The following is a 24,041-nucleotide window of genomic DNA, read 5'->3' on the forward strand; positions in this document are numbered from 1 at the left end:
CGCAGGTCAGCCGCGGTCCGCGTGACCCGGTCTGCGCCGCTGGACGTAGAGGCGGTTGCCCTGCGGGCCGGTCCATTCCAGCCGCACGACGCCGGGCACCGCCGTGTCGGCCAGGCGTGACGGGTCGGCCCAGTAGCCGAAGTTCGGGTTGCGGAAGAACGTCGCCCACAGCTGCCCGCTGCGGTCGGCGAAAATGTTGTTGTGCCCGGCCCCGACCCCGGCGGTCCACCGTTCCGAATAGGGGCCTTCGAAACGGTCGGAGACGGCGATGACCGCGTCATATTGGTATTGCGTACGCCCCGGTCCTGGCGGATCGTAGGCGTAACGGGTGCTGCCGTCGGCATTGGCCGAGGTCCGGTTCCACGCCGCGTGCAGGAGGAAATACTTGCCGCCGTGCTTGAACACGTACGCGCCTTCGAGATAAGGCTCCGGCGTGTAGAGCCGCTGCTGAAACTGCGGCAGGCCGGTCGCCGGGACGATGTCCTCCATGTCGTCCCGGAATTTGGCGTACAAGTTGTTGTGCAGCACCAGCCAGGCGTCGTCGCCCTCGGTGTAGAGGCTGCCGTCGATGTGGTGGTAGGCGCCGGGCTCGATGAACTTGGGCCCGCCGATGAACGGGTCGCCGAACGGCTTGTCGTGGTTGCCTTCCACGAGCCGGTACGGGCCCTCGATCCCGCCCTCGCTGACGAGCATGAACGAGCCGACCTTGCGCGAATGGTCGCCCATGCACGCGACGATGTACCACCGGTCGCGGAAGTAATGGACCTCCGGCGCCCACGCCTGGCCGCGTTTGCCGAACTGGTCGTCGTGCCAGTATTCCTGCCACGGCGCGACGACCATGCGCCCCGGCCGGTTCTCGCCGGCGAACTCGGGCGACCACACCTTGCCCTTCTCGGCGCCGGGCCGGATGCCGGTCGTGTCGACGAGCCGCCACGGGCCGCGCAACGAGGGCGCGATCCACACGAAGATGCCGTCGTTCCACGGCCCTGCCGCTTCCAGGCCGGGCACGCGGGTGGTGCCGGTGGCGACGTAGACCGGTCGGCCGCCGACGACGAAGCAGTTGACGTACGTGTCGCGCATCCAGACCCGGCCGCGCTCGCGGTCGCGGGGGCGCAGTTCGAGCGGGAGGATGAAGGAGTTGTCCGGGCGCGGCCACAGGTCGGGCCGGGTGTCGGCGAGGCCGTAGGGCTGCGGGTCCGGCCAGTTCGCCGGGTGCCGGCGCAGCGCCGAAGCGGCCTGCTCGGCCTGTGCGGCGGTCGCGGGGAGCGCCGCGGCCCCCACGAGCCCGGCGACCCCGGTCAGCAGGGACCTGCGGCCGACGGACAACCGGTTGTCGGAACTCGTCATCAGTAGCGTCCTCCCACGTCGGCTCCGGCTGCGCGGCCCGTTCCCGCACAGCGGCGCGTGCCGCAGAGTCTGCCCAAGCCGCTCAAATTTGGTCAATAACGCGGAAAAAATCGGCCGAGGAGGCCGTGGCCACTGACGGGAATGCGTCATCGCAGGTCAGAGCGCCGGTGGCGGGGCCGGGGTGTCGCCGGCCGCGTCCCGTAACGTTCACATAACAGAGAGGGCCGTCGTCACTCCGGAAGGCTGATGACGACCTTGCCGCGTGCCGTCCCCTCCGCCAGGTAGCGGATGGCCTGCGGCACCTCGTCCAGCGCGAACGTCCTGTCGACGACCGGCGTGATCGCGCCCGACTCCAGGTGCCCGCGCAGGACGGCGAGCTGCGCCTGCTTGTCGGGGGTCGCGGCGTTCACCTTCGGCAACTGCTTCCTGAACGGCGAGAGCGCCATCAGCCGGACGAAATGCGGCAGGCTCCCCAGCCAGCGGCTGCCGACGCCGCCGAAATGGTCATGCCCGATGAGGACGTACATCCCGTCGGGCGTCAACGCCTTACGGCAGTCCGCGAAGGAATGATTCCCCGGGACATCGAAGATCAGGTCGTACCGCTCGCTCGTCCGGGTGAAATCCTCCCGCGTGTAGTCGATGACCTGATCGGCCCCGAGGTCCCGCACCAGATCCAGCTTCGCCCCGTGGTCGACCCCGGTGACGGACGCCCCGCCGGCCTTGGCCAGTTGCAGGGCGAGGGCCCCCACCCCACCGGCCGCGCCGTTGACCAGCACGCGCTGCCCGGCCCGCACCCGTCCCTCGGGCAGGTTCTGCAGGACGATCAGCCCGGCCGTCGGCACCGACGCCGCCTGCTCGAACGACACATTGCCCGGCTTCGACGCCAGCGCGCTCTGCGGAACGGCGACGTACTCGGCGAACGCGCCGCCGTTGCGCCACTGGTAACCCCGTACCGTCTCCCCGAAGACCTCGTCACCCGGCCGGAACCGGCTCACGTCCTTGCCCGCCGACACCACCCGGCCCGCCATGTCGGTGCCGGGAATGCGCAGCTTCGGCCTGGCCAGCCCGTTCCCCATCAGGCGCAACACGTAAGGGCGGCCGCTCACGACATGCCACACGTCCGGATGGACGGACGCCGCGCGCACCCGCACCAGCACCTCGTCGTCACCGACCGCCGGCCTGTCGACCTCGCGCACCTCGAGAAGGTCCGGCGACCCGTACGCCCGCTGAACGACCGCTTTCACTTCGTCCTGCCCGCGGCGGTGAGATTCACGTTGAGGTGGTATTCGAACCAAGGGCCGCGCACCGGCCGGACGTCCTCCCGCTCCGCGAACGTCCAGTGCGGCCCGCCCGGCGGCGTCCACACATATCCATAAGGCTGGTTGTCCATGTCCCGGCCCTGTGCGAAGTAGACCAGGTCGTCCTCGCGGTGAATCGTCTCGAACGAGAGCTCCCCGATATTCCGCGCCCCGAGCTCGTCGCCCTCGCCGAGCGTGCGGGCGACCTCCTCCATCGCGGCGGCCGAGCGTACGAAACGCTCATTCTCCAGAGCCGCCCGTTCCCGCTTTCCCGGAGCCAGCATCAAGACCCCGGCCAGCAACGCCACCCCGGCCACGAGCACCACCGCCAGATAGGCGACCCTGCGTAACGCGGACTCCCCCACAACCGCCGTCCCATTCATGGCCCCATCTTCACACGCACGCGGTTCCGGCGATATCGAGATCAGCCGAGAAGCGGAAACTCGGCCCGCTCGTGCCACCGGTCGCCGTCACTCACGTAAAGGCTGATCGACGTGACCTGCGCCGCGAACGGCAGCCGCGCGCTCACCTCGGCCTCCACTTCACCGAGCACCCGCTCGTCCTGGCCATGAGCGACCGTGAGATGCGGTACGACCTCCGCGAACTGCCCGCCATAAGGAGGCGCCTCCGGCCACCGTTTCACCACGGCCCCGGTCAACTCCCGGAACGGCCCGCCGGGCGCCGGTTCGAGATAAAGCACCTCCGGAAAACGACCGCACCTTTCGAAACGGACGGCGAAAGGGGCATGCGCGCCGAGAATCAGCCCGAGTTCGCGCTCCGTCGCCGCGTCGATCCGGCCGGCGTCCAGAAAAGGCACGAGCACCGTGACGTGCGCCGGAACCCCCGTTTCGGTGAAAGAATCGAAACGCCGCCGCCAGTGCGCGACGAAAGGCTCGGCCTCCTTCACCACGGCCAGCAGCGCGCTCTCTCCCGCTCGGCCTTTTCCCGTACTGTCGTCCGGCATGACACCATGATGGCAGCACACGCCAGTTTGCCCGCACGGAGGAACGATGAATATCGGGGCTGTCGAAATCCTTCTCATCGCGGTGCTCTGGGTCATCCCCGCGATGCTGGTCTTCTTCGGTCTCTATTGGACGATCCGCCTGGCGATCAGGCACGAGATGCGGCGCGCTTCGCCCCCGCATCAGAGAGAGCGGTGAAACCCGCCCGTCGACGGTCGGCGGACCATGAAGACGTCCACTTCGTCCTCGATCTCCACCGCGAACCCGTGCCGCTCGTACAGCCGCCGCGCCGCGCTGCCCTGCAACACGTCCAGCCAGACCACGGCGCCCTCGCGGTCACACCGTTCCAGCAGGCTGCGCAGCACGGCGCCGCCGACGCCCCTGCCCTGCGTGGCCGGGTCCAGGTAGAAATGCTCCAGCCAGTACGCGTCACCATCGGGCCGCAGCGCCACGCATCCGGACCAGGCTCCGGCGACCTCGATCACCCAGGTGTGCGCCGGGGTGAACGCCTTCCGCAGCCGCTCCCGCACGTGTACGGCGTCGTACCGCCCGAGCCGCTCCAGATCCGGCCTCAGCACCACGGCCCGCAACTCGGCCACCGCATCCACGTCCGCGGCCGAAGCCAGACGAAGCTCCCAATCCGCCACGACGGCGATGATATCGGCGCTATCGTCCTTGACCATGACCGAGCCCGCCTACCTGAGTTCCACCCGGCAGGCGTACGACACCGTCGCCGCCGACTACGCCGAACTCCTGACCGGCTCCGGCCTCGTCCTCGACGTGCGGCTCATCCGCGAGCCCGACGACACCGAGAAGCCCCGCTCAGGTCCGCAGGCCTTCTTCCTCGCCCACAGACGGCCATGAGCGCCGACGAACCCTGCGTCTTCTGCGCGATCATCGCGGGCCGGACCGAGGCCGGCATCGTCCACGCCGACGAAACGGTGGTGGCCATCCTCGACCACCAACCGGCCACCCCCGGTCACGTCCTGGTGATCCCCCGCAGGCACATCCCCAGCCTGGCGGAGACCGACGACGCGACCGGCGCCGCGATCTGGCGCGCGGCGCGGCGCATAGCGACCGCCCTGCGCCGGTCGGGGCTCCGCTGCGACGGGATACGCCTGTCCCTGGCGGACGGGGAAGCCGCCGGCCAGGAGGTCTTCCACCTCCACCTGCACGTCGTGCCCCGCTTCCCGGGTGACGGCGTGACGGTCACGGCCGACTGGAAGAAGCGCCCCCGCGAACTCCTCGACCAGGACGCCGCCCGAATCCGCAACGCCCTCCCCTGACCACCCCCGTACGGAACTCCTGCGCCGCCTCACATCCGGGCGCGCAGCACGTCGACCTCGCAGCCGGGCAGGGTCGGGTCGAAGCCGTGCTCGGTCAGCCAGCGGATCCCCAGCAGGCTCCGCAGCGACCACCACCCGTGGATCACGTCGAGATCGACGTCCGCCTCGTAGCCGGCGACGACGTCGTCCAGGTGCTCCTCGTGTCCCAGCGTCAGCGTGGCGAGGTCGTACAGGGCGTCCCCCCGGCCGGCCTCGGACCAGTCGATCACGCCGGTGACCTCATCCCCGTCCACGAACACATGACTGACCTGCAGATCGCCATGCGTGAACACCGGCGTCCACGGTCGGAGCGCGGCCTCGGCCACCTCGCGGTTCCGCGTGACCAGGTCGGCGGGAAGCACGCCGTTCGCCACGAGCCACTCGCATTCGACGTCGAGCTGCGACGCGACCTCGTCGAGGCTCCGGCCGGGCCACGGCGGCAGCGGCGCCTCATGCAGCTTGCGCACGGCGGCGCCGGCCGCGGCCCACGCCGCCGAAGACGCGGTCGACGGCTCGCCCAGCCGGCCGAGCGCCCGCCCCGGGAGAGCGGCGAGCGCTAGCACCGGCGGCTTGCGCCACAGGACCTCCGGGGTGGGCACCGGCGCCATGCCCATCGCCTCGACCTCGACGTCGGTGCGAGCCTGATCGGCGTCGATCTTCAGGAACACGTCACCGGCACGCAATGTCGCCCGCTCACGATGGGCGACCACAACCCGGACCTCTGTCACGCCGGCCATTATCGTCGCCAGATACGGCATATCCCGCGATTTATGCTCACGTACGGGAGGACTGAACGGTGCACCAAGGGCCCACCGCCTCGAAGGCAGCCGGCGGTACCGGCATGGCTGACCTCGGCGTACGCGCTCGCGACAAGAAGGTCGGCGTCCGGGCGGGCGTCGCAGGCGATCCCAGTACGCCCCCCGAGATCCTGCGGGCCATGACCACGGACCCCTCGCGCAGGGTCAGACAGGCCCTCGCGGCTCGGACCGATGCGCCGGCTGACGTGCTCCGTGCACTCGCCGGCGACCCGGACCTGAAGACCCGTCGAACCGTTGTCGAGAATCCGGCCTGTCCACCTGACGTTCTGGTGGCGTTGGTGGAAGACCCTCACCAGTCGGTCCGGTGGTCACTGCCGGACCATCCTGCCGCCGACGCCGAGCTGCACCGTGCCATCTGCCGGTCCGCGGACGAGGTTCTGCGCAACCTACTCGCTGGGTGTCGAGGACTGGACGAGGAAACCAATGCGGCACTGGCCGGGGATCGCTCGGCGATCGTCAGGGCGAGCCTGGCGGCGCATACCGATGCCCCGGACATCCTGGCGACCCTAGTTGCCGACGCCGATCCCCAGGTACGCGCCGGTGCGGCGCGGAACTTCCGCCTCACGGTGGATCAACTCCGCCTGCTCGCGAACGACAGGTCCGCCGTCGTACGCGAAGCCGCAGTGCAGCCGGAATGGCTCCCTCTCGAGGAACTGCTGCGTCTCGCCCGTGATCGATCGATCTACGTACGATGGTGCCTGGCCATGGACCCCACCACGCCGGAAGCCGTCTTACGGATACTCGCCGGAGATCCGCATCCCGATGTGGAGGCCCATGCCCGGGCGAACCTGTCGCAGAGAGCGACGTCAGCCGGCGCGTCCCCGAGCGCAATGAGGCTGGTCGACGAGGGAGACTGACGGGATGAGATGGAACGTCTGGGTCGCCGATTGGCAGATGCAGTGCTGCGGCGAGCCGTTCAGCGTCGGCGCGACGGTCTCGTGGACCCTGGTCCCGGCCGACCGGGCGTGGCTGGCCCAGGCCCTCGGCGAGGAGACCGCCGCCACGATCGAGTGGAGCGAGGAGCACCACGACGAGCCGTCCGCCGGCCAGATGCGCGTCGAAGCCCAGGTCGCCGGCATCTCGGCGGTCCACGCCCGCTTGCGGCTCGCCGAAGGGAAGGACGCCTACTCCTACCCGGTCGACGGAGTCCTTTCGCCGCTGACCTCCGCCGATGGGTGGACTCCGAACCAGGGCGAACGGGAGTTCATCGGCTACCTCGTCACCCTCACCGCCGACGAAGATCCGCTCACCTGACCTGGCGCGTCAAGCGGTGCTCCGGGTCATCTCCCGCAGTTCGCCCCGGGTCGACTCGCAGTCCATCGCCCGCAACCGGGCCAGCACCGGCCCGGCGTCCGCGTTGAACCGCAGCTCCTCCGGGCAGCCCTCGACGATCCGCCACAGCAGCGCCATGGCCGCGCCGGAGTCGCCGTCCATCGCGTGCGCGGTCGCCACGGCCAGCAGGTGCCGCGCCTGGCGGTCCTTGTCGGGGAGGCGGTCCACGTCGACGCCCGCCGCCAGGCGGATCGCCTGCGCGTACCGGCCCGTACGGACCGAGACCGCCACCCGGTGCAGCTCCACCTCCAACGCGAACTCCGGGCCCAGCCGGTCACCGATCTTGCGGGCGTGGTTCAGCAGCTCCTCGGTGCGGAGCACGTCGCTCTCCTCGGCAGCGGCGAGCGCGGCCGTCAGGTAGCAGAGCCCGGTGACTTCCAGCGACTCGGGCCGGTCTCCGATCACCGCCTGGCACAGCCAGTGCGCGTCGGCGTGCCGGCCGAGCGAGACGAGCACGCCCGCCACCTCGGCCTGGGTGATCGCCGAGCCTCCCGAGGAGGCCACCGCGCGGTCGGCGGCGACCAGGGCCAGGGCGTGCTGGCCGCAGCTTCGCAGCAGCGCCGCGAACAGCCGGTACACCTGGGTGAGGCCGGCCGTACCGGCTTCCCGGTCCGCGCCGGTGGCGCTCCTGGCCGACAGGTCGGCCATCGACAGCAGCGGTGGCAGGCGGCGGCGCGTCTCGGTGTAGCGGCGGGGCGAGCGCTGCCAGATCTCCCACGCCGCCATCACGTGGTGCCGCACCCGCGGCACGCTCTCGGCCGCCTCACCGGTGAACCGGCCCGGCAGCAGCAGCGCGTTCCCCACGTCGTCGGATTCGCCGGGGTCGCGGGCGGGTGGGAGTTTCGTCGGGCCGCCGACGAGCTCGGAGAGGTCCTCGACGCGGAGCACTTCGGCGATCCGCATGATGGTCGACAGCCGGTCCAGGGGCTTCACCCCGTTCTCGACCAGCCGGAGCCATTCCTCGCTGCAGCCGACCAGGTCGGCCAGGGTTCGCCTGGTAAGGCCGCGCGAGCGGCGTCTGGCCATGATCCGCGCGCCGTCCACCAAGAAATCGCCGACCATATCGCCACATTAGGTGACGAATTTCCAGGCCATCGATGGCCGGAAATGACGGCAACTCTTTGCCGCCCATACCCGCCTGAAATGTCGGCTATTCTGGAGGGTCGCGAAGACGCAACTCCAGTTGGATCCAGCCGGTCGGGCTCCGCCGACACTGCCGCTACACCATTCGGCAGGAGGAGACCACGATGGCGATCGACGTCGAGTCGATTCGGAAGGAATTCCCGTTCTTCGAAACCGCCCCTGACGGTTCCCGCCCACCCGTTTACCTCGACAGCGCCGCCACCACGCAGAAACCCGCCGTCGTCCTGGACGCGTTGAACGATTACTACATCCGCGCCAACGCGAACGTGCACCGCGGCGTGTACCGGCTGGCCGTACGGGCGACCGAGCTGTACGAAGGCGCCCGAAGCAAGATCGCCGCGTTCGTACGGGCCCCGCGAGCCGAGGAGATCGTGTTCACCAAGAACGCGACCGAGGCCGTCAACCTGCTGGCCAACGCGGTCATCTGGGCGGACGGGCGGCTCCGCGTCGGCCCCGGCGACGAGATCGTCCTGACCGAGATGGAGCACCACTCCAACCTGATCCCCTGGCGGCTGCTGGCCGAACGGGTGGGCGCGAAGGTCAGATACCTGGGCATCACCGACGACGGCCGGCTGGACCTTTCCGACCTGCGCGAGAAGATCAACGATCGGACCAAGGTCGTCTCGGTCGTCCACGCCTCGAACATCCTCGGCACGGTGAACCCCATCGCCACCATCGCCGCCCGCGCGCACGAGGTCGGCGCCCTCATGGTCGTCGACGCGGCCCAGTCGGTCCCCCACCTCGGCATCGACGTCACCGCGCTGGGCGCCGACTTCGTCACGTTCTCCGGCCACAAGATGTGCGGCCCCACCGGCATCGGCGCCCTGTGGGGCAGGTACGAGCTCCTGGAGGCGCTCCCACCCTTCCTCGGCGGCGGCGAGATGATCGAGAACGTCGCGGTGGACGCCATGCACTACGCCGCTCCCCCGCTCAAGTTCGAGGCCGGCACGCCCCCGGTCGCGCAGGCCGTCGGCCTCGGCGCCGCCTGCGACTTCCTGAGCAAGATCGGCATGGACGCGATCGCCGCCCACGACCAGGCCCTCATCGAGTACGCGCTGGACCGGCTCGGCGACGTGCCCGGTGTCCGCTTCATCGGCCCGACCGACACCGTGGACCGGCTGCCACTGCTCTCGTTCGTGGTGGACGGCATCCCGCTGCAACGTATGCGGACGAGCCTGGACGAGGCGGGCATCGCCGTCCGGTCCGGCAACCACTGCGCGCAACTCGCGTGCAGCCGGTTCGGCGTCCCCGCCGCGATCCGGGCCTCCTTCTACCTGTACAACTCCGCCGACGAGGTCGACATCCTGGCCGAGACCATGGAAGCGGCCACGAGGTCCCGGACCACCATGACCGCGGACACGTCATTCGATGTCAGCCAGGTGCGCCCGTACAAGGACATCCTGCTCCCGTCGATCTTCCAGCCGTGGGCGGAGCACCTGGTCGAGGCCCTGGCGCCGGCCCCCGGCACCAAGGCACTGGACGTCGGCACCGGACCCGGCACCGTCGCCCGGGCGCTGGCCAAGGCGGCCGGCCCTACCGGCGCCGTGGTCGGCACCGACCTCAACCCCGCCATGCTCGCCCTCGCCGCCGAACTCCCTCCCGTCGACGGCGCACCGATCCAGTACGCGGAATGCGGCGCCACCTTGCTGCACGTCTCCGACCAGGCGTTCGACCTGATCACCATGCAGCAGGTCCTGCAGTTCGTGCCCGACCGCGGCGCGGCGCTGGCCGAGATGCGACGGGCCGCCCGCCCCGGCGCGCGGATCGCCATCGCCACCTGGCAGCCGCTGCACCGCAACCCGCTCTTCCGCGCCCTGCACGACGCTGTGGCCTCGGTCCTCGGCCCCGACAAGGCCGACCTCTTCCAGGAGCCGTGGTCCCTGCCCGGAGCCGAGGTGGCCACGCTGGCGAGGGAGGCGGGCTTCGCCGACGTCGAGCTGCGTGAATGGACGTTGCCGGTCACCGTTGCCGGCGGGCCCGACGCGATCTGCTGCCTGTTCGACTTCTCCGCGGTGAGCCCGTACATCGGCTCGCGCCGCGCCGACCTCACGGCCGCCGTACGCGCCAATCTGGCGCACTGCACGGACGAGACCGGCGTCCACTCGGAGACCGCGGCGACCCTGGTGACCGCCCGAGCCTGACCACCGCCTTTCGCGTGCAGGCCACCTCCCACCGGGAGGTGGCCTTTCCCCCTCATCGGACCTGGCCATCCGATCCGCCGTACGGTCCGTTCCCCGCCGAGGTCACACTGGCCGATCTCACGGTGATCACGGCGTGACGTGGAGATGGGACACTTCCTCGATGGACCTTGCGGAGTTCGCCGCGGTGAAGCAGTCGGTGATGAGCAAGTCCTTCCCGAGCGCCGGGGACGACCTGGATGGCATGGCGATGGACTTCGACGCCTACCTGTGGCAGTCGCCGTTGATCAACGAGGTGTCGGTTCGCCGTACCGGCGACAGGAGCAGCCTGATCGCTGCCACGTGCCAGGCGGTGCCGGAGTGTTCGACGGCGGAGCTCGCCGCGGAGCTCGAACGGGTCTGGTCGCAGGATCTCAGGTACTCCCACTTCGAGGCCCACGTGATCACTGCGGATGAGCGGAAAGTCCGCCTCGACGGAGTGACGCAGATCGCCCCGGACGGCTTCTATGTAACGGCCTCCATCATCGCCGAGACCGCTCAGCCCACTGATCGGGCGCCCGAGGGCCACGTGCCGTCTGGCTAGTGGTCGCGTGAACGCTCGGCTTGCGACCTTGTCCGCATCGGGGCAAAGGGAAGCGGGTCACGGCTGATTCGACGACAATCAAGCCTATGCACGAGAGGCTTCCCTTCACCTCCGATTCGAGCCTGGGAGAGCTTTCGGAGGTCGAGCGCCGGCTATGCGACATGTTCTTAGGGGGCGACCTTCTCGATCTGAGGACGGGGGATCGGGAGAAGGACGATCCCGAGCGCAGCGCGGAGTGGGGCAGAGAGCGGCAGGTGCGGGCCGAGCTCATCGTCGCGTTGCTGCTCGCGGCAGTGGAGCCGGATCCTGGCCGGGTAGCGATACTGCGGCTGGCGGGAGCCCGAGTGATCGGTGACCTGTCGTTGGCCTACGCGGAAGTAAGAGCTCCACTGCTTTTGCGGGAGTGCAGCTTCGACAAGCCGATATGCCTGGACGAAGCGACAGTTCGGTCGGTGAACCTCACCGGCAGCACCATCCCGCTCAGTGGTACGTGCTTGACCAACCCGCATGGGAACGCTCTCAATGCCGACGGATTGGTCGTCGAGGGAGACATGTTCTGTCGGATTGGCTTTCAGTCGGAGAGTGAGGTCCGCCTCTCCTCGGAGCTCGCACGGAGCAGATCATGACCGAAGATGAGATCTTCGAAGCGGTACGGTCAGCCCCTGGGCCCGATGTACTGGCGGTGGCCTCGCCCCAGGCGGTCGCTGAGGCTGAAGAGGCCATCGGATACCCGCTTCCTTCGCTGCTACGGCGGTTGTATCTGGAGGTGGGGAACGGAGGTTTCGGTCCTCGCGGTGGCATCATCGGTGTACGAGGCTACGACTTCTGGAAAAGCGATATCTTCGCGGATATAACTGAATCGGCCTTGGCGTTTAGAACCGAGCCGTACGGACGACGCGCAGGAATGATCCAGTTGTTGGACTGGGGGTGTGCAATCGCGTCACTGCTGGATTGCCGCGATCCCGAGGGCGCGATGTGGGGATGGGATCCCAATCTGTGTTGCCTGGATCACGCACTCTTCCCTCAGAACATCACCTTCGCTTCGTGGCTCACGGAGTCGATCGGCCGCGAATTCGCCGAACCGTTCTATGACGGCTACTTCGAGGTCTTGCCGCAAGATGGTGCAGAAATAGTGGTGAGCATCACCGGAGAAGCGGAGGAGGATCCGTGCAGGTGGTCACCGCCTGTATGGGTGAAGGGCAGGAAGCCCGGCACCTGGGCGCGCCGTCACATGTCCCGATGACTCACTGGTTGGCTTGGTACGCGAGCACGGGGCCCAGCTCTGGAGACCGTCGCTTGGGCGGCGAGCTGGGTGGAGTCCTGATCCTGAGTGACCGAGGTCGACCCCGCCGCTCTCCAATTAGCCCGCTACTGGCCCGGCAATCAGCCCACGACCTGGCGTCTCTCGCGCAAGCTTCATCCCGACCGTGGCTTTCCGGAGGACAAGGCAAGGTAGGCGACGCCGGCCGAGTCCAGGACGTTGATCCACTCAGGATGATCGAGATATGCGTTGTCTGGAGCGGTAGGGCCGAGGTCATCGAGGACGCGTAAGAGGGCCTCGACCACCATTTGGACGAGGTCGGCTTCTCGCTGATCAACGAAAAGGTGAGGGATCAATGCTCGTGCGCCGTATTGGTCGATGAAGGTGTCGTCGATGAGCCAGTGCACGGCAGCAGTGAGATCCGGCCACCCCTTCTCGGATCGCCATTGCTGGTTCTGGTAGTCGCGGTCGCCTAAGGCTCGTAGTGCATCGAGCACGTCTTCACGTCGCTCTGGCCACCGAACCCGCGTTTCCTGCGGATGTTTTTCCTCCACGGGACCCCAAGCTACTTGGGACTTGTCAATGTCCCCGTCCATGATGGCGTGCTGGTCGGCGGCGAGGGGCCCGGAGATCACACTCGACTAGTGCTGTTCAAGGCATGGAAGCTACCTTTGATGGCGTCTCAGGTGGCTCCTGGTAGGCGGATGCTCAGGCGTCCACCTCAGCCGCCTACGAGCCCGGCGTGACGCGTGGCGATCATCCCGGAGCTGGAGCGTCCCCGCCGGAGGCGTGGCTTTGACGTTTACCAGTGCTGGGGTCGAACACTGCGGTTCAGACCTCATTCCCAGTTGTCGAGGACGATGACGGGCGCCTCTTCCACATCCAGCCACTCGGCTTCGATACCCATGCCGGTGGACGCCTCGATGAACGCGAATGCCGCGCTGAGCTTGCCGCGGTAATCCTCCGGGTCGAGGCGGTCGAGCATGGCTCGGAATTCGGCCAGGATACTCGGATCGCCCTCCTCGATGATGTGCTCGGCGAAGACGAAGTTGCGCATCCGCGCTCTGATCTTTCCGTCGGCCGCGTAGAGGATCGTGTATCCCCCGTTGAAGTGCCAGGTCGTCATCCACACACGTGATTTCCTACTGAGTTCGGTGAGGACGTGGTCGGGCGTGGCGAAGCCGTGGGAGAACTCGAGGAAACCCCAGGCTCCTTCACCCTCGTAGACGAAAAGCACGGGCAGGAATTCTTCGCCGGCCTCCTCTCGGGGGTATGCCATGATGCGTTCCTCGGGGTCACGACCTCCGTTCAGCCTCCACAGGAGGTCGTCCACTGTGATCTCTTCGTCGAGGGGTTGCACCACGGTCCAGCAGAGTCCGCTTTCGAACCACTGCTGCTGATTGAAGAGATTGCGGTAATGATCGATCACGTGATGATTGTCGCGGAAGCTGCCAGGGGAGAAACACCCTTTCAGCTTCTCCAGTGAGCTGCGGTGAGGAATGCTGGGTGGATCCGGGATCGGCCCCGAGTACGTGCTGCGACCGCGCCGGGTATATGGGTGCGGTGGCACCGCAACCCCGGCCGGTGCGTTCGGTTGGTACGACGGGGCTGGCGTGCGGTGCCCGGCCCAATGTCCCGCTGCCGTTCAGGACCGACCCCCAGGCTGTACGCCCGGATGGCGGGCGGGCTGAGGTGCGGGGTACGACAGCGCGCCGCGCCGCCGCCTTGATACCTACAAGAACTATTCGGCCGTGTCGTGCGGGCGCAAAGTAGTTGATGCCACAAGAACATCAGCCCAGAGGATTTCCATAGACGTGTCCACAGTCGAGACCACGAAGGCGACGCAACGGAGGGCGGGTGACGAGATTCGAACCCACGCTGCCAGCATGGGAATTGCACAGATAACGCCTCGTAGGGCATTGACCCAAGGCTGAGGCCGGTCGTGAGTGACCGTGGTTGGCCTTTCGTTGCCGCCCCTAATGGCACGCTAATGGCACGACGATCAGGCTTTCGACCTCAATCGTCGCCACCATGAAGGCTTGATGACTCGGGCGGTTGTGCCGCGCGGCACCTCGCCTGTCATGGCGTACTTGAAGAACGCCTCAAGGTCATGCTCGCTCCCGTTGTGGATCCGCTTAGCGACCTTGTTATGCGGATAGCCCCGAAGTTCCTCAAGGCTCTCCACGGCCGCGGCGCTCTCGTCCGTGCAGTACACCCATTTCCAGTCGCTGTTTCGGACGATCATCTCACCCAGATACGCCCCCGCACTCATGATCACGCTGTGGATCACCTCAGGAGGCGGCTTCGAGGCGGCGAACTCGGTGCAGTAGTTGTCGAGGTGGTGAATGTACGCTGGATCCCAATCGAAGGAGTATCCGTCCTCGCGTGTGTGCTCCACAAAGAGCTCAGCCAGGCTTCGCATGTACTCGGCAGTCTCAGCGTCGCTGGGTGGCGGCCCCTGCTGCGACCTCCTGCGCACTATCGACTCCTACGTCCCGGTTCGGATCATCAGCGCAGCTTCTCATGACACGGTTTGGGAACGGAAGCATCGCCCGCGCACCGCGCGCATCCGCCCCGACCGATTATCCCGTCTGCCGTTGCCCTGGTCTGCTCGGCTTCTCGAGCGGGAGCATGGCAAGGGCATCCTTTGTGAAGGCGCCCCCACCCGGCTCGGCAGAACAGAGCGCTCGGCCTGGACGGGCTGTCCCAGACCGCGTGGAAGCTGAGGAGAACTGCTCAGTTATCGACGCTGGGCCTCTGGCCTGCCCGCCCCGGTTGCGAAGCCACTCGACTCACCAAGCTTCAACATGTCGTCGAACGCCTAAGTGCCCGACACCCTTCAGCGTCAGCAAGACCGCACCAGTCTTTGGGGCGCTGGCAAGCGTGTTCAACGGCGGAGGGCGACCTGCGCTCGTTGTGGGACTTGGTGCTGCCCGGCGACCTTCACGAGTTGGAGGCTCTTATCCGCTCTAGTACAGCGTCGTCCTCTACGCGGCCTTCGCGGCCGGCACTGGTCCGACGCGCTCGACCTCTACTGTGGGACCTCGGTGTCCACTCCTGAATGCGCCCTGGCCGGGGGCTGCTGCGTCACCAATCGCGGGTCGCGATCAACTCTTCTACGTCCGCGTCCGCGAAGCCGTAGGCCGTCGCCACAAACCAGAAGTCCTCGGCGATCACCTCGCGAGCCACGGTCTCGATCTCGCTGTCGGCCGCCTCGAATTCCGACTCCAGTTCGTTGAACTCCTCTGTCGCCGCATGGGTAAGTGCGTACAGCGCCGCGAGATCTGATGGCCCATCGGCCTCGATGCGCTCGCACAACCGCAGCAGGATCCCTCTGCCCTTGTCAACGACGTGGTCGGGGTAGTAGCCGTCCTGGTACATGCCCTTGAGAAAGGCGTGGCCGGCTATCTGCTGGTTGGTGGGCGGCACCCTGATCTCCTGTCTCGCCGTCATTCGGTGTGCTGATACTGCACCACACCACCGACAACGAGGGCTTGCTCATCGATCCGCAGCACGATGGCAACGTGGCGTGCGCAGGCCGAATGGCCATGCGGTTGCCGGACACCTATCCAGCGGGCCCATACGAGATGACCCCAGGCGACCGGTCAACGGCCCGGGGAGCTCGAGGGGCGGCAGCCCTTCGACCAGGGGCGCAGCCCCATGAAACACAGCCTGAGCAGCATGAGGCGCGAAGCGCCTGACAAGCGAAGACGAAGCAGTTGAGAGCGGGTGGCGGGAATCGAACCCGCGCCGTCAGCTTGGGAACTGCACGGATCACCGCACGCGAGGGCTCTGAGCTGGGCTGAAACCGGTCGCGAGTGACCGTGGTTGCCCCTCGCAAGGTGGAGCGCCCCACTGGACGGACGACCTTGACCCCCTGGCCCTGGTCTGCTCGGCTTGTCCCGGGTCGATGACGGGCGGGATGATCAGGCTTCCACCTCAGCCACCTACGGCCCCCGCCCAGTAGCGCGGCGATCATCCCGGAGCCGGAGCGCCCCCGCCGGAGGCGTATTGTCCGGCAACGCATTCTCGGAGATGATCACCTGATGCACGGAGACGAGACGCTGGTCCGAAATCTGGCCGGGCTGGTTGTGGATCTGGCGTGGTTCCTGGAATCGGCGGATGACTCGGTTGTCGATCCTGATGACGCGCTGGAGCAGTTGGAGTGGATGAGCCACAGGTTCAGTCAGCTGCCGGCCGAGGATCGACTCAGATTGATCGCGCTGATCCGCGAGAGGGCGGAGTCGGAGTCTGAGCCTGAGTTTCGCGAGTTTCTGAAGGCGTTCCCGGAGGCATCCGGGCTGCTCGATGTAGACGACTGACCTGGTCACGCGGCGGTGCGGCGTTCGGTCGGCGCGTTCGGCGCATGCGGTGTGGGGGCGCAGGGCTCCGACGCGCGAACTTCACCCGCGCATGGGCGGCGGCGCTCAAGAAGGCCAAGCTCAGCGGCTTCCACTTCCATGACCTTCGTCACACGGGCAACACCTTCGCCGCACAGTCCGGCGCGACTCTACGGGACCTGATGACCCGCATGGGACACTCGTCCACCCGGGCGGCGCTGATCTACCAGCACACCGCGATGGAGCGAGACCGAGCCATCGCCGACGCTCTCGGCAAGCTCGCCGAGGAGGCACTGAAGCCGGAAGAGCCCGAGCCGGAAGAACAAGATCCAGACGGATCGGGCACGTAACGGGCACGGAAGATCGAAAACGGTGCTAGAAACGATCAAAGCCAGGTCGGGAACCCATCCCTGACCTGGCTTTTCGTTCGGAGAGCGGGTGACGGGAATCGAACCCGCGCTGTCAGCTTGGGAATTGCAGCGATCACGGGCGCTGGACCCCGGGTTGCCTGGTCAACGGAGTTGCCGGGGTGGTCGTGAGTGACCGTGGTTGACCCCTCATTGCCGGGGTTAATGGCACGCTAATGGCACGACCTCAGCCCATGACTTGGGGATTGTTGCGCGCCGCGCGCACCCTGCCCGCCTGATCACCCCGTCTGCCGTCGTCCCGCCCGAAGGGGAAGCGGGCCAGGGCCACGGGTACCAGATGGAGCGCCCCACTGGACGAACGATCTGGTACCCGTGGCCCTGGTCTGCTCGGCTTGTCCCGGGTCGATGGCGGGCGGGGTGATCAGGCTTCCTCCTCAGCCACTCTCGGGCCTCAGGTCTGCGCGGCGATCACCCCGGAGCCAGAGCGGCCCCCGCCGGAGGCTTACGGCTTTCGGAGGAGAGCTGATCGTGTGATCATGTCGCGTTATGGGGATGTTCAACCGCCTACGACTTCCTGATCAGCTTGAGTGCCCCGCTTGTGGGGTGCGGGATCGCTGGTGGCTCCAGTTCCGGTTCGGGGCTCTCACTTTGACGGATTACGAGATCGGCGACCCCGTGGACTGGGCGAGCCGGGGACGAAAGGAAGGGCAGCCAGGGCTCGGGCGCGTTTCGATTCAGGGGACTCTTGAGGAGTGTCCGCGGTGTCGGGCGGACCTTGGACCGGAACGGGAGATCTGGACTATCGAGGTGCGTGGCGATGTCTTCGCGGATGTGGCGGAGGATACGAGCGGCCAGGGCTACTGGCTGGAGTTTTGGCGAGTTGTTGAGGGCTGAGAGCGGCCCGCGCACGTCCGCGCGCGAGAACGGCCCCCAGGCCGCACGCGCAGCGTGCGGGCGTGCGCGGGCCGCGTGGCGGCGCGCAGCGGCGCGCAGCGCCGCCCTTGATACCTACAAGAGCTATTCGGCAATATTCCGGTCGAGCGCCACGGCCTTGCGGGCCTCAGCGATGAGTTCCACGAGGTCGGCCACGAGTTTGGGACTTGCTGCGATGGTCGCGTAAGCGGTCACGCTGTGTGGGCTACCGTCGAGATCAACCACTGTCGCTCCTGCCTCTCGGGCAATGACGACTCCTGCTGCGGTGTCCCACGGGTTATTGCTGAGCATGATGTTGGCGTCGATCCTGCCGTCCGCCACCCAGGCGAGATCGATCGCGGCTGAGCCGAACATCCGGATGCGCTGGACGCGAGCGGCGAGTTCTTGAGTCAGGGCAAGCCGTGGCCGGTTCCGCTCATCGGCGTTGTCCCCTACGGCATAGTCACCGAGGGCCACGATCGCGGTCTGCAACTCGCGGGCGTCGCTCACCTTGATGGCAGATCCGTTGGCGCTAGCGCCAACATTCTCGGCTGCCGAGTAGCGAAGGTTGAGAAACGGCAGGTCGATCAATCCCAGTGCCGGCGTGTCCTTGTCGATCAGCCCGAGAGAGACACCGCAGAGCGGGATGCCGTGCAGGAAGTTGGCGGTTCCATCCACGGGGTCCAGCGCCCACATCAGGCCGTCGCCCATGTGGCTGACGCCTTCCTCCTCGCCGAGGAATCCGATCTCGGGTGTCTCGCGGGACAGGAACTCCCGTACGGCCTGTTCTACGGCGTAGTCCACCTCCGTCGCCATGTCCCGATCGCCCTTGGCCGTGACGACACCGGGAGCTTTGGTACGGATGATCTCGCTGGCGATCGACACGGCTCGTTCGGCGATGGGGAGGAGAGTCCGGGCGTCGATGGTCATACAGATTTGCTCCGCTCCCACATATCCCTGAAAACCTGGTCGAAGATTGGGAACAGCCCTTCTTCAGCGGTGTTGTCCGTGATCACAAACGTAGGTGAATCGACTCCGCGTGCCTGCGGTAGGTACGGCTGGACCACACACAGCGCCCGGTCCACGATGATCAAATTGAATCGGATCGTCTCATCGTAGACGTGGAGTTCAAGGCGCTGGGCCGACGTGGTGTCCAGTCGATCGCGCAACCTGGTGAGCATGCTGATGTTGAGCGCTGTGAGGGTCGTCAGCGTGCTGTCGGTGTAGCCCTCTTCCGCCTCGCGGGCGCGGATCGCCTGGCCCTTCGGGTCGAGGAAGAGGCAGCGGATGCGCGTGCCGGAGTCGAGCAGACGCTTGAGCTGGTGATCGGGGTAGCTCTGGCACAGGATGTTGAGCGAGAGGCCTGCCGCGTTGATCTCCTTCGCGTCGTCGAACAGCGACGAAGCCGGGTAAGCAGAGGAGAAGGCCGAGCGGCTACTGAAGACGGCAGTCACATCAGCCATCTGTGGCAGGGCACAGGCGGCTGCGGGGCCGGCGCTTCTCGCTGGCTCCGGATCTGATCTCTGCGCGGGGATCTCGACGGCGGTCGCGGCGAACAGGTCATGCGCCGACCTGCCCGGGAACATCGCCTCCAAGACACGGCAGTGGCCCGAGTACGGCAAGCCCTTGAGCTCTCCGTTAAGCCAGCGGTGGAGCTGCGCCCGGCTCGGCCAGCCGCCCTGCAACGACGGGTCCACTTTCTTGGCCGCCTTGTCGTACTCCTTACAAAACGTGCTGTACGTCTGCCAATGGCGTTGCGTCAGGAGGGTCTTCAACAGGATCGGCTGGTCAGTCATGATCCGCGCCTCGGGCTGGGTGCCATATGAGGCCAGATTAGCGACAGAGACGGGCTCGGACGAGACAAAGAGGAGACGAGAAGAAACGAGTCGATCACAGACGGTATCCGGGAGCGATCGAGACGCGACATGTCCTCGGGCAATCCTCGTTGCATGACTGCGCCATGTAGCTCCTGCTCAGGACGGGGCTGGAAGTACGTCAGCCTTCGCCAGAGCGTTGTGGCGGCTGAGTATCCGTCCGACGCCGCCATCGACGAGCGTCACCGGGACGACTGCTGGCGGTGCAACGGGACCGGACAGGCGGGTGCGCTGCTGTGAACATCTACGTCGGCTGCCTCGCTCCTCATGTCGCCCCACCACGGACGGACTGTATGCGCTTGGTATGGCGGGAGACCGCACTGGAGCAGGACTCCCTGCGCGTGATCGCGTACACCTGCGATTGCGAGGACGTGGTCTACGAGCTGTGTCGTGAGGCCGGTCTCTTCTACATCCTCCGGACCGAGCGCCGTGACGGCGTCGTGCAGCAGGTTCACGAGACCTATCGCTGGCGCTATCAGGAAGCGTGTGAAGTCTGGGCCGCCCTTCTCGACGGCGGGGCTCAATAAGCGGGCACGACGGGAGGCGAGTTCAGGGGCGCTGAACCGTCGTGCCTGGAACTGGTGGAGGGGCTTGCCGTAGCGCAGTCGGACAGTCCCTCCACCAGTCCGTACGCTTCCTATGGCAGAGGGGGCGACAGGCTGTCCAACTCCAACTAGGCTTTACGACAAGTCGAGTTGTTGGATGGTCGTCATGTCCTCTGAAGAGTTCGCGCCACCGAAGTACGCCCAGATCGTGCAGACGATCAGGCAGAAGATCGCGGACGGGACCTATCCGCCTGGCTCTCTGCTGCCCTCTGAGACGCAGCTTGTTCGAGACTTCAAGGTGAGCCGTCCAACGGTCGTACGCGCCCTCCAAGTTCTCCAGCTCCGTGGCGTCATCGAGCGGGAGCATGGCAAGGGCTCCTTCGTGAAGGCGGCTCCACCGGGCGCGTCCAGCCAGAACCCCCGTCCGGGACGGGCCGTCCTGGATCGCGTGGAAGCCGACGAGAACAGCACGGTCATCGACGCTGGACCCGTGGCGGCCTCTGCGGCAGTCGCCAAACTGCTGGACGTGCCGGAGGGATCCACGGTCGTACGGCGCCGTGTTCTCTTCCGCGATGACGAGCGTCCGACAGACCTGTTCACCGTGTGGTGTCCGGTGCATCAGGCTGAGGGAACGCAGCTCGGCGAGGCGGAGCCTCTTCACGCCGGCATCAGAGAACATCTCCGAGAGAGCAAGGGTCTCAAGCTGCAACACGTCGTCGAACGGCTGAGCGCTCGGCACCCCTCGACGGACGAAGCCAAGCTCATGGAGATACGCAAGAGCGCGCCGGTTCTCGGAGTGCTGGCCAGCGTGTTCAACGGCGGCGGACGGCCCGTGCTTGTCGTGGATCTAGTGCTGCCGGGCGATCTTCACGAGTTGGAAGACTCCTACTCGCTCTGATTCAGAACCTGCCCCACAGCTCCCCCATTTCGCAACACTCGGCCTAAGCCGGGACATTCTCCGCATTACTGCTTTCCTTGCTATGTCATGAATTGATCCGGTTCGCCACGTGGCTTATGTGCGCATTTCTCCTAGCGCTATAAAGATCTTGAAGAAATCCCGCTAACTCGTGTTGTCAAGTCCCTGAGCTGCGGGTACCTTCATGACAACTCGACAAGACGAGTTAGCGACAAGACGACCAGCTAGGAGAAGCCTCATGGCATTGCAAGGTCCCATCCCCGTCACGTTCGACATGGTCTTCCCGCACGGCTGCTACGTCGTGGGTGAGGTCGAGCCCGTCAAGGACTTCGACGCCTCGACCAACGGGCGCTTCGTCCAGACCCGCGACAAGCAGAGTGCCGAGCTTGTCTGGCAGGTCAGCGTCATGGACGCCGACCCCACGCTCAAGGCGGCTCAGAAGACCGTGTCCGTCAAGATCCTCAGCCCGGTGCAGCCGGTTCCTCCGGCTCCGATGGCCGGGCTGCCGTTCACGCCGGTCGAGTTCGACCACATGACCGCAACGCCCTACGTCAACCAGGCCGGACGGCTGGCGTACTCGATCAAGGTTCGCGAGATGCGTGCTCCTCGTCCGGCCGGGAAGGCGCAGGCCGCTGCGAAGGACGCGGCGTGATGAGGCGGCAGAAGGCTCGTCCGGGCAGCACGATCGCGCTCAAGGTCGGCCAGGGCGCTGACGTGCGGAACCATCCGTATCCGCAGCGCTCACCGGTCCTGGGGCTCGTCTTCGGCGGTACGCAGGTGCTCGTCACCACGTCGGCCACCGATCACGTCACCCTCGACGACGTCGAGTTCGCTCGGACTCTGGCGCGAGAGGCCGCCATGTTCGCCGGAGCGGTGGAGCGCATGTTCCACGGCCTGCCGAACGGGCTGGGGGTGGCGGGTCGATGACGCTCAGCCCGTACACCTACGTCACCGTCTCCATGCGTCCCGACAAGCCGTCGCGGTTCAGCATCGCCTTCTGCTCGGCGGAGCTGCGGGCGCGTGCCTGGCTCGGGGAGAACGGCAAGCCCTGCTTCGACCTCGACACCTCAGACGCCTCGGTGACCGTCTCGACCTCCGGGCCGGTGACCGACGACGACCTGACCGTTGCTCGCACGATCTTCAACGCCGCCGCCCGGTACCTGGCCGACTGCGAGCGACTTCACGGCGGCGAGTCACACGAGGCCAACGATGGCGAGGCGGCCTGATGCTCAGCGGGGCCGCAGGAAGCGGCAACTTCCGGCGGCCCCTCGGTCTTCCGCACACACGCGACATGCATGGAAGGACTTCACCCTAATGTTCAAGAGGATGCCCGGCGACGAGCCGCACCGCATCGTCTCGACCACGCCAGACACGGCGGTGGTCTTCAAACCGGCCGTGGTGCAGACCCCGGCCGTCATCACTCTGGTCATCTTCATCGCCCGGTTCGTGGCCGGCCTCTTCCGGCTGACCTGGCGGCACCCCATCGCTCTGGCGGTGATCGCGGTTCCCGCCGGTCTCTGCCTGGTGTACGGCTGGCGTGCTGCGCTGCTGCTCGTCGTTCCGGCTCTCGTCGCCTTGGGCGCCTGGGCGGTCCTCGACCGGCCGACATTCGTGCGATGGATCGGCTGGCGACTGCTCGCCTTCGCGCGCTGGTTCTGGATCTACCGGCGACACTGGCAGCCGGTCATGACCGTCGCCGGGCTGGCCCGGCACATACGCGGACGGGAGTACGTTCCTCGGCTGGTCAAGGTGACCTCGAACTCCTGGGCCGACAGGCTCACGGTCCGCATGCTCGACGGCCAGGCGGCCAAGGACTGGTCCGACAGGATCGAGAACCTGTCCCACGGCTTCGGGTCGGAGAGTTGCCGGGTGGCGGTGGCCAAGGCCGGTCAGCTCGTGCTGACCTTTCCACGTCACGATCCGCTTGCCACGCCGATGGCTGCGCTTCCCATCCCGGACACACCGACGGTCGGACCGGTCGAGATCGGCAGGCAGGAGGACGGCTCGCCGTGGCTCCTCCGACTGCATGGGACTCATGTCCTCGTCGCTGGGGCCACAGGCGCAGGCAAGGGCTCCATCATCTGGTCGGCGATTCGTGGGCTCATACCCGCGATCCACGCGGGCCTGGTCGAGATCTGGGCGCTCGACCCGAAGCTGATGGAGCTGTCGTACGGCAAGGCTCTCTTCGGCGGACGGTACGCGGCCGATCCTGCCGACTGCGCTGACCTGCTCGACGAGGCGGTGAGCGTCATGCAGAAGCGTGCGGCTCGCTTCGCCGGGGTCCAGCGGTCCCACACACCTACTCTCGACGACCCCTTCGTCCTGGTCGTGGTCGACGAGGTGGCGTTCCTGACCGCCTACCAGTCCGACAGGCAGCTCAGGCAGCGCATCTCCGCTGCTCTGGCCACGCTGACCACTCAGGGACGCGCAGTCGGCGTGGGCGTCCTGGCGGCTCTCCAGGACCCTCGCAAGGAGGTCATGAACATCCGCAACCTCTTCCCGGACAAGATCGCCCTCCGGCTCGACGAGTCGGAGCAGGTGGACATGGTGCTCGGTGACGGCGCACGAGATCACGGTGCCCTGGCCGACCGCATCTCTCCTCGTCCGGAACGTGGCGCTGGCGTCGGATACGTGCGGCTGGAGGCCAGTCCCGATCCGATCCGCGTCCGCGCCGCGTACGTCTCCGACGACGACATCCGCGCGATGGTCGGTGAGGTCCGATGACACTGGCTCACTTCCTCGACGGCCTTCGCTGCGCTTCGTGCGCCGCGCTGAATGCCCTGTGGCTCGACCCGATGCGTGGCCTGGTCGAGTGCGCCGAGTGCGGACAGACCGCGCTCACGTTCCCCGAGATCGCAGAGGAGGTCCGTTGACCGACC

The 24,041-nt window shown here is 66.9% G+C and carries 30 protein-coding genes and 1 pseudogene; 18 read left to right on the forward strand and 13 right to left on the reverse strand.

Going from position 1 to position 24,041, the window contains the following annotated elements:
• Positions 1 to 6: 6 nt before the first annotated feature.
• The 5 genes from ACBI99_RS14295 to ACBI99_RS14315 all read right to left on the reverse strand — a co-directional run bounded on the left by ACBI99_RS14295 (position 7) and on the right by ACBI99_RS14315 (position 4,254).
• Positions 7 to 1,347, reverse strand: coding sequence for a family 43 glycosylhydrolase (locus ACBI99_RS14295; protein ID WP_375072466.1), 1,341 nt, complete (start codon positions 1,345 to 1,347; stop codon positions 7 to 9).
• Positions 1,348 to 1,577: 230 nt separating this feature from the next.
• Positions 1,578 to 2,591, reverse strand: coding sequence for an NAD(P)-dependent alcohol dehydrogenase (locus tag ACBI99_RS14300; protein ID WP_375072467.1), 1,014 nt, complete (start codon positions 2,589 to 2,591; stop codon positions 1,578 to 1,580).
• Entirely contained in the window at positions 2,588 to 3,028 is a 441-nt protein-coding gene (locus ACBI99_RS14305) for a hypothetical protein (protein WP_375072468.1), read from the reverse strand. Before ACBI99_RS14305 ends, ACBI99_RS14300 begins: the two co-directional genes overlap by 4 nt.
• A 41-nt stretch (positions 3,029 to 3,069) precedes the next feature.
• On the reverse strand, positions 3,070 to 3,609 hold the full coding sequence (locus ACBI99_RS14310) for a 2'-5' RNA ligase family protein (protein ID WP_375072469.1): 540 nt from the start codon (positions 3,607 to 3,609) through the stop codon (positions 3,070 to 3,072).
• Between the two features lie 180 nt (positions 3,610 to 3,789).
• Entirely contained in the window at positions 3,790 to 4,254 is a 465-nt protein-coding gene (locus ACBI99_RS14315) for a GNAT family N-acetyltransferase (protein ID WP_375072470.1), read from the reverse strand.
• A 34-nt stretch (positions 4,255 to 4,288) separates the two neighbouring features.
• Between ACBI99_RS14315 and ACBI99_RS14320 the strand changes: the two genes are divergently transcribed.
• A complete protein-coding gene (locus ACBI99_RS14320) occupies positions 4,289 to 4,471 on the forward strand; it encodes a hypothetical protein (RefSeq protein WP_375072471.1) in 183 nt (60 codons plus the stop codon).
• Complete coding sequence (locus ACBI99_RS14325) at positions 4,468 to 4,893, forward strand: HIT family protein (RefSeq protein ID WP_375072472.1); 426 nt, start codon at positions 4,468 to 4,470, stop codon at positions 4,891 to 4,893. Before ACBI99_RS14320 ends, ACBI99_RS14325 begins: the two co-directional genes overlap by 4 nt.
• A 29-nt stretch (positions 4,894 to 4,922) precedes the next feature.
• On the opposite strand, the gene ACBI99_RS14330 is transcribed toward ACBI99_RS14325, so the two are convergent.
• The gene (locus tag ACBI99_RS14330; RefSeq protein ID WP_357584419.1) at positions 4,923 to 5,660 is read right to left on the reverse strand and encodes a phosphotransferase; all 738 of its coding nucleotides are present in this window, start codon (positions 5,658 to 5,660) and stop codon (positions 4,923 to 4,925) included.
• 113 nt (positions 5,661 to 5,773) lie between these two features.
• Here ACBI99_RS14330 and ACBI99_RS14335 point away from each other — a divergent pair, with 113 nt between their 5' ends.
• Both ACBI99_RS14335 and ACBI99_RS14340 read left to right on the forward strand, forming a co-directional pair.
• Entirely contained in the window at positions 5,774 to 6,607 is an 834-nt protein-coding gene (locus tag ACBI99_RS14335) for a hypothetical protein (protein ID WP_375072473.1), read from the forward strand.
• A 4-nt stretch (positions 6,608 to 6,611) separates the two neighbouring features.
• Positions 6,612 to 7,004, forward strand: coding sequence for a DUF6578 domain-containing protein (locus ACBI99_RS14340; protein WP_375072474.1), 393 nt, complete (start codon positions 6,612 to 6,614; stop codon positions 7,002 to 7,004).
• 9 nt (positions 7,005 to 7,013) lie between these two features.
• On the opposite strand, the gene ACBI99_RS14345 is transcribed toward ACBI99_RS14340, so the two are convergent.
• Positions 7,014 to 8,144, reverse strand: coding sequence for a helix-turn-helix domain-containing protein (locus ACBI99_RS14345; RefSeq protein ID WP_375072475.1), 1,131 nt, complete (start codon positions 8,142 to 8,144; stop codon positions 7,014 to 7,016).
• A 185-nt stretch (positions 8,145 to 8,329) separates the two neighbouring features.
• On the opposite strand from ACBI99_RS14345, the pseudogene ACBI99_RS14350 reads away from it, so the two are divergent.
• The 5 genes and pseudogenes from ACBI99_RS14350 to ACBI99_RS14370 form a co-directional block, all read left to right on the forward strand.
• Positions 8,330 to 9,559: pseudogene (locus tag ACBI99_RS14350) on the forward strand (aminotransferase class V-fold PLP-dependent enzyme); the annotation flags it as partial.
• Positions 9,560 to 9,571: 12 nt separating this feature from the next.
• On the forward strand, positions 9,572 to 10,366 hold the full coding sequence (locus ACBI99_RS14355; protein WP_246646414.1) for a class I SAM-dependent methyltransferase: 795 nt from the start codon (positions 9,572 to 9,574) through the stop codon (positions 10,364 to 10,366).
• Positions 10,367 to 10,526: 160 nt separating this feature from the next.
• On the forward strand, positions 10,527 to 10,946 hold the full coding sequence (locus ACBI99_RS14360; RefSeq protein ID WP_375072476.1) for a hypothetical protein: 420 nt from the start codon (positions 10,527 to 10,529) through the stop codon (positions 10,944 to 10,946).
• Between the two features lie 86 nt (positions 10,947 to 11,032).
• Positions 11,033 to 11,572: a hypothetical protein gene (locus ACBI99_RS14365; protein WP_375072477.1), complete on the forward strand. Its 540-nt coding sequence runs from the start codon at positions 11,033 to 11,035 to the stop codon at positions 11,570 to 11,572.
• Positions 11,569 to 12,189 (forward strand): SMI1/KNR4 family protein, encoded by a 621-nt coding sequence (locus ACBI99_RS14370; protein ID WP_219512611.1) that lies wholly within the window; start codon positions 11,569 to 11,571, stop codon positions 12,187 to 12,189. The genes ACBI99_RS14365 and ACBI99_RS14370 overlap by 4 nt, the downstream gene beginning before the upstream one ends.
• A gap of 173 nt (positions 12,190 to 12,362) precedes the next feature.
• On the opposite strand, the gene ACBI99_RS14375 is transcribed toward ACBI99_RS14370, so the two are convergent.
• The 4 genes from ACBI99_RS14375 to ACBI99_RS14390 form a co-directional block, all read right to left on the reverse strand.
• A complete protein-coding gene (locus tag ACBI99_RS14375) occupies positions 12,363 to 12,761 on the reverse strand; it encodes a hypothetical protein (protein WP_219512612.1) in 399 nt (132 codons plus the stop codon).
• A 284-nt stretch (positions 12,762 to 13,045) separates the two neighbouring features.
• Positions 13,046 to 13,636 (reverse strand): hypothetical protein, encoded by a 591-nt coding sequence (locus tag ACBI99_RS14380; protein WP_219512614.1) that lies wholly within the window; start codon positions 13,634 to 13,636, stop codon positions 13,046 to 13,048.
• Positions 13,637 to 14,209: 573 nt separating this feature from the next.
• The gene (locus tag ACBI99_RS14385) at positions 14,210 to 14,686 is read right to left on the reverse strand and encodes a hypothetical protein (protein ID WP_375072478.1); all 477 of its coding nucleotides are present in this window, start codon (positions 14,684 to 14,686) and stop codon (positions 14,210 to 14,212) included.
• Between the two features lie 608 nt (positions 14,687 to 15,294).
• Complete coding sequence (locus ACBI99_RS14390; RefSeq protein ID WP_375072479.1) at positions 15,295 to 15,636, reverse strand: DUF5713 family protein; 342 nt, start codon at positions 15,634 to 15,636, stop codon at positions 15,295 to 15,297.
• 617 nt (positions 15,637 to 16,253) lie between these two features.
• On the opposite strand from ACBI99_RS14390, the gene ACBI99_RS14395 reads away from it, so the two are divergent.
• Together ACBI99_RS14395 and ACBI99_RS14400 are read left to right on the forward strand one after the other, a co-directional pair.
• The gene (locus ACBI99_RS14395) at positions 16,254 to 16,529 is read left to right on the forward strand and encodes a hypothetical protein (RefSeq protein WP_219512632.1); all 276 of its coding nucleotides are present in this window, start codon (positions 16,254 to 16,256) and stop codon (positions 16,527 to 16,529) included.
• 44 nt (positions 16,530 to 16,573) lie between these two features.
• On the forward strand, positions 16,574 to 16,897 hold the full coding sequence (locus ACBI99_RS14400) for a tyrosine-type recombinase/integrase (protein ID WP_375072480.1): 324 nt from the start codon (positions 16,574 to 16,576) through the stop codon (positions 16,895 to 16,897).
• 1,035 nt (positions 16,898 to 17,932) lie between these two features.
• On the opposite strand, the gene ACBI99_RS14405 is transcribed toward ACBI99_RS14400, so the two are convergent.
• Together ACBI99_RS14405 and ACBI99_RS14410 are read right to left on the reverse strand one after the other, a co-directional pair.
• Positions 17,933 to 18,757 (reverse strand): inositol monophosphatase family protein, encoded by an 825-nt coding sequence (locus ACBI99_RS14405; protein WP_219516826.1) that lies wholly within the window; start codon positions 18,755 to 18,757, stop codon positions 17,933 to 17,935.
• Entirely contained in the window at positions 18,754 to 19,623 is an 870-nt protein-coding gene (locus ACBI99_RS14410) for a DUF5919 domain-containing protein (RefSeq protein ID WP_219516828.1), read from the reverse strand. The genes ACBI99_RS14405 and ACBI99_RS14410 overlap by 4 nt, the downstream gene beginning before the upstream one ends.
• 314 nt (positions 19,624 to 19,937) lie before the next feature.
• On the opposite strand from ACBI99_RS14410, the gene ACBI99_RS14415 reads away from it, so the two are divergent.
• The 7 genes from ACBI99_RS14415 to ACBI99_RS14445 all read left to right on the forward strand — a co-directional run bounded on the left by ACBI99_RS14415 (position 19,938) and on the right by ACBI99_RS14445 (position 24,035).
• Positions 19,938 to 20,228: a hypothetical protein gene (locus ACBI99_RS14415; protein WP_375072481.1), complete on the forward strand. Its 291-nt coding sequence runs from the start codon at positions 19,938 to 19,940 to the stop codon at positions 20,226 to 20,228.
• A gap of 184 nt (positions 20,229 to 20,412) precedes the next feature.
• Positions 20,413 to 21,144, forward strand: a complete 732-nt coding sequence (locus ACBI99_RS14420) for a GntR family transcriptional regulator (protein WP_246646640.1) — start codon at positions 20,413 to 20,415, stop codon at positions 21,142 to 21,144.
• Between the two features lie 256 nt (positions 21,145 to 21,400).
• Entirely contained in the window at positions 21,401 to 21,814 is a 414-nt protein-coding gene (locus tag ACBI99_RS14425) for a plasmid replication, integration and excision activator (protein WP_375072482.1), read from the forward strand.
• The gene (locus ACBI99_RS14430; protein WP_219516841.1) at positions 21,814 to 22,089 is read left to right on the forward strand and encodes a hypothetical protein; all 276 of its coding nucleotides are present in this window, start codon (positions 21,814 to 21,816) and stop codon (positions 22,087 to 22,089) included. The genes ACBI99_RS14425 and ACBI99_RS14430 overlap by 1 nt, the downstream gene beginning before the upstream one ends.
• Positions 22,086 to 22,388, forward strand: coding sequence for a hypothetical protein (locus ACBI99_RS14435; RefSeq protein WP_375072483.1), 303 nt, complete (start codon positions 22,086 to 22,088; stop codon positions 22,386 to 22,388). The genes ACBI99_RS14430 and ACBI99_RS14435 overlap by 4 nt, the downstream gene beginning before the upstream one ends.
• 88 nt (positions 22,389 to 22,476) lie before the next feature.
• Positions 22,477 to 23,886: an FtsK/SpoIIIE domain-containing protein gene (locus ACBI99_RS14440; RefSeq protein WP_375072681.1), complete on the forward strand. Its 1,410-nt coding sequence runs from the start codon at positions 22,477 to 22,479 to the stop codon at positions 23,884 to 23,886.
• The gene (locus ACBI99_RS14445) at positions 23,883 to 24,035 is read left to right on the forward strand and encodes a hypothetical protein (protein ID WP_219516852.1); all 153 of its coding nucleotides are present in this window, start codon (positions 23,883 to 23,885) and stop codon (positions 24,033 to 24,035) included. The genes ACBI99_RS14440 and ACBI99_RS14445 overlap by 4 nt, the downstream gene beginning before the upstream one ends.
• The last annotated feature ends 6 nt before the right edge of the window (positions 24,036 to 24,041 follow it).

This window comes from Nonomuraea sp. ATR24, from assembly GCF_041950485.1.
GTDB classification, from domain to species: domain Bacteria; phylum Actinomycetota; class Actinomycetes; order Streptosporangiales; family Streptosporangiaceae; genus Nonomuraea; species Nonomuraea ceibae.

Excerpts from the sequence above, each read along its gene's own strand:
- ACBI99_RS14295 (WP_375072466.1), bottom strand. The coding sequence starts at position 1,347 with ATGACGAGTTCCGACAACCGGTTGTCCGTCGGCCGCAGGTCCCTGCTG.
- ACBI99_RS14305 (WP_375072468.1), bottom strand. The coding sequence starts at position 3,028 with ATGAATGGGACGGCGGTTGTGGGGGAGTCCGCGTTACGCAGGGTCGCC.
- ACBI99_RS14310 (WP_375072469.1), bottom strand. The coding sequence starts at position 3,609 with ATGCCGGACGACAGTACGGGAAAAGGCCGAGCGGGAGAGAGCGCGCTG.
- ACBI99_RS14320 (WP_375072471.1), top strand. The coding sequence starts at position 4,289 with ATGACCGAGCCCGCCTACCTGAGTTCCACCCGGCAGGCGTACGACACC.
- ACBI99_RS14325 (WP_375072472.1), top strand. The coding sequence starts at position 4,468 with ATGAGCGCCGACGAACCCTGCGTCTTCTGCGCGATCATCGCGGGCCGG.
- ACBI99_RS14335 (WP_375072473.1), top strand. The coding sequence starts at position 5,774 with ATGGCTGACCTCGGCGTACGCGCTCGCGACAAGAAGGTCGGCGTCCGG.
- ACBI99_RS14340 (WP_375072474.1), top strand. The coding sequence starts at position 6,612 with ATGAGATGGAACGTCTGGGTCGCCGATTGGCAGATGCAGTGCTGCGGC.
- ACBI99_RS14345 (WP_375072475.1), bottom strand. The coding sequence starts at position 8,144 with ATGGTCGGCGATTTCTTGGTGGACGGCGCGCGGATCATGGCCAGACGC.
- ACBI99_RS14355 (WP_246646414.1), top strand. The coding sequence starts at position 9,572 with ATGACCGCGGACACGTCATTCGATGTCAGCCAGGTGCGCCCGTACAAG.
- ACBI99_RS14360 (WP_375072476.1), top strand. The coding sequence starts at position 10,527 with ATGGACCTTGCGGAGTTCGCCGCGGTGAAGCAGTCGGTGATGAGCAAG.
- ACBI99_RS14365 (WP_375072477.1), top strand. The coding sequence starts at position 11,033 with ATGCACGAGAGGCTTCCCTTCACCTCCGATTCGAGCCTGGGAGAGCTT.
- ACBI99_RS14370 (WP_219512611.1), top strand. The coding sequence starts at position 11,569 with ATGACCGAAGATGAGATCTTCGAAGCGGTACGGTCAGCCCCTGGGCCC.
- ACBI99_RS14395 (WP_219512632.1), top strand. The coding sequence starts at position 16,254 with ATGCACGGAGACGAGACGCTGGTCCGAAATCTGGCCGGGCTGGTTGTG.
- ACBI99_RS14400 (WP_375072480.1), top strand. The coding sequence starts at position 16,574 with ATGCGGTGTGGGGGCGCAGGGCTCCGACGCGCGAACTTCACCCGCGCA.
- ACBI99_RS14405 (WP_219516826.1), bottom strand. The coding sequence starts at position 18,757 with ATGACCATCGACGCCCGGACTCTCCTCCCCATCGCCGAACGAGCCGTG.
- ACBI99_RS14410 (WP_219516828.1), bottom strand. The coding sequence starts at position 19,623 with ATGACTGACCAGCCGATCCTGTTGAAGACCCTCCTGACGCAACGCCAT.
- ACBI99_RS14420 (WP_246646640.1), top strand. The coding sequence starts at position 20,413 with ATGTCCTCTGAAGAGTTCGCGCCACCGAAGTACGCCCAGATCGTGCAG.
- ACBI99_RS14425 (WP_375072482.1), top strand. The coding sequence starts at position 21,401 with ATGGCATTGCAAGGTCCCATCCCCGTCACGTTCGACATGGTCTTCCCG.
- ACBI99_RS14430 (WP_219516841.1), top strand. The coding sequence starts at position 21,814 with ATGAGGCGGCAGAAGGCTCGTCCGGGCAGCACGATCGCGCTCAAGGTC.
- ACBI99_RS14435 (WP_375072483.1), top strand. The coding sequence starts at position 22,086 with ATGACGCTCAGCCCGTACACCTACGTCACCGTCTCCATGCGTCCCGAC.
- ACBI99_RS14440 (WP_375072681.1), top strand. The coding sequence starts at position 22,477 with ATGTTCAAGAGGATGCCCGGCGACGAGCCGCACCGCATCGTCTCGACC.
- ACBI99_RS14445 (WP_219516852.1), top strand. The coding sequence starts at position 23,883 with ATGACACTGGCTCACTTCCTCGACGGCCTTCGCTGCGCTTCGTGCGCC.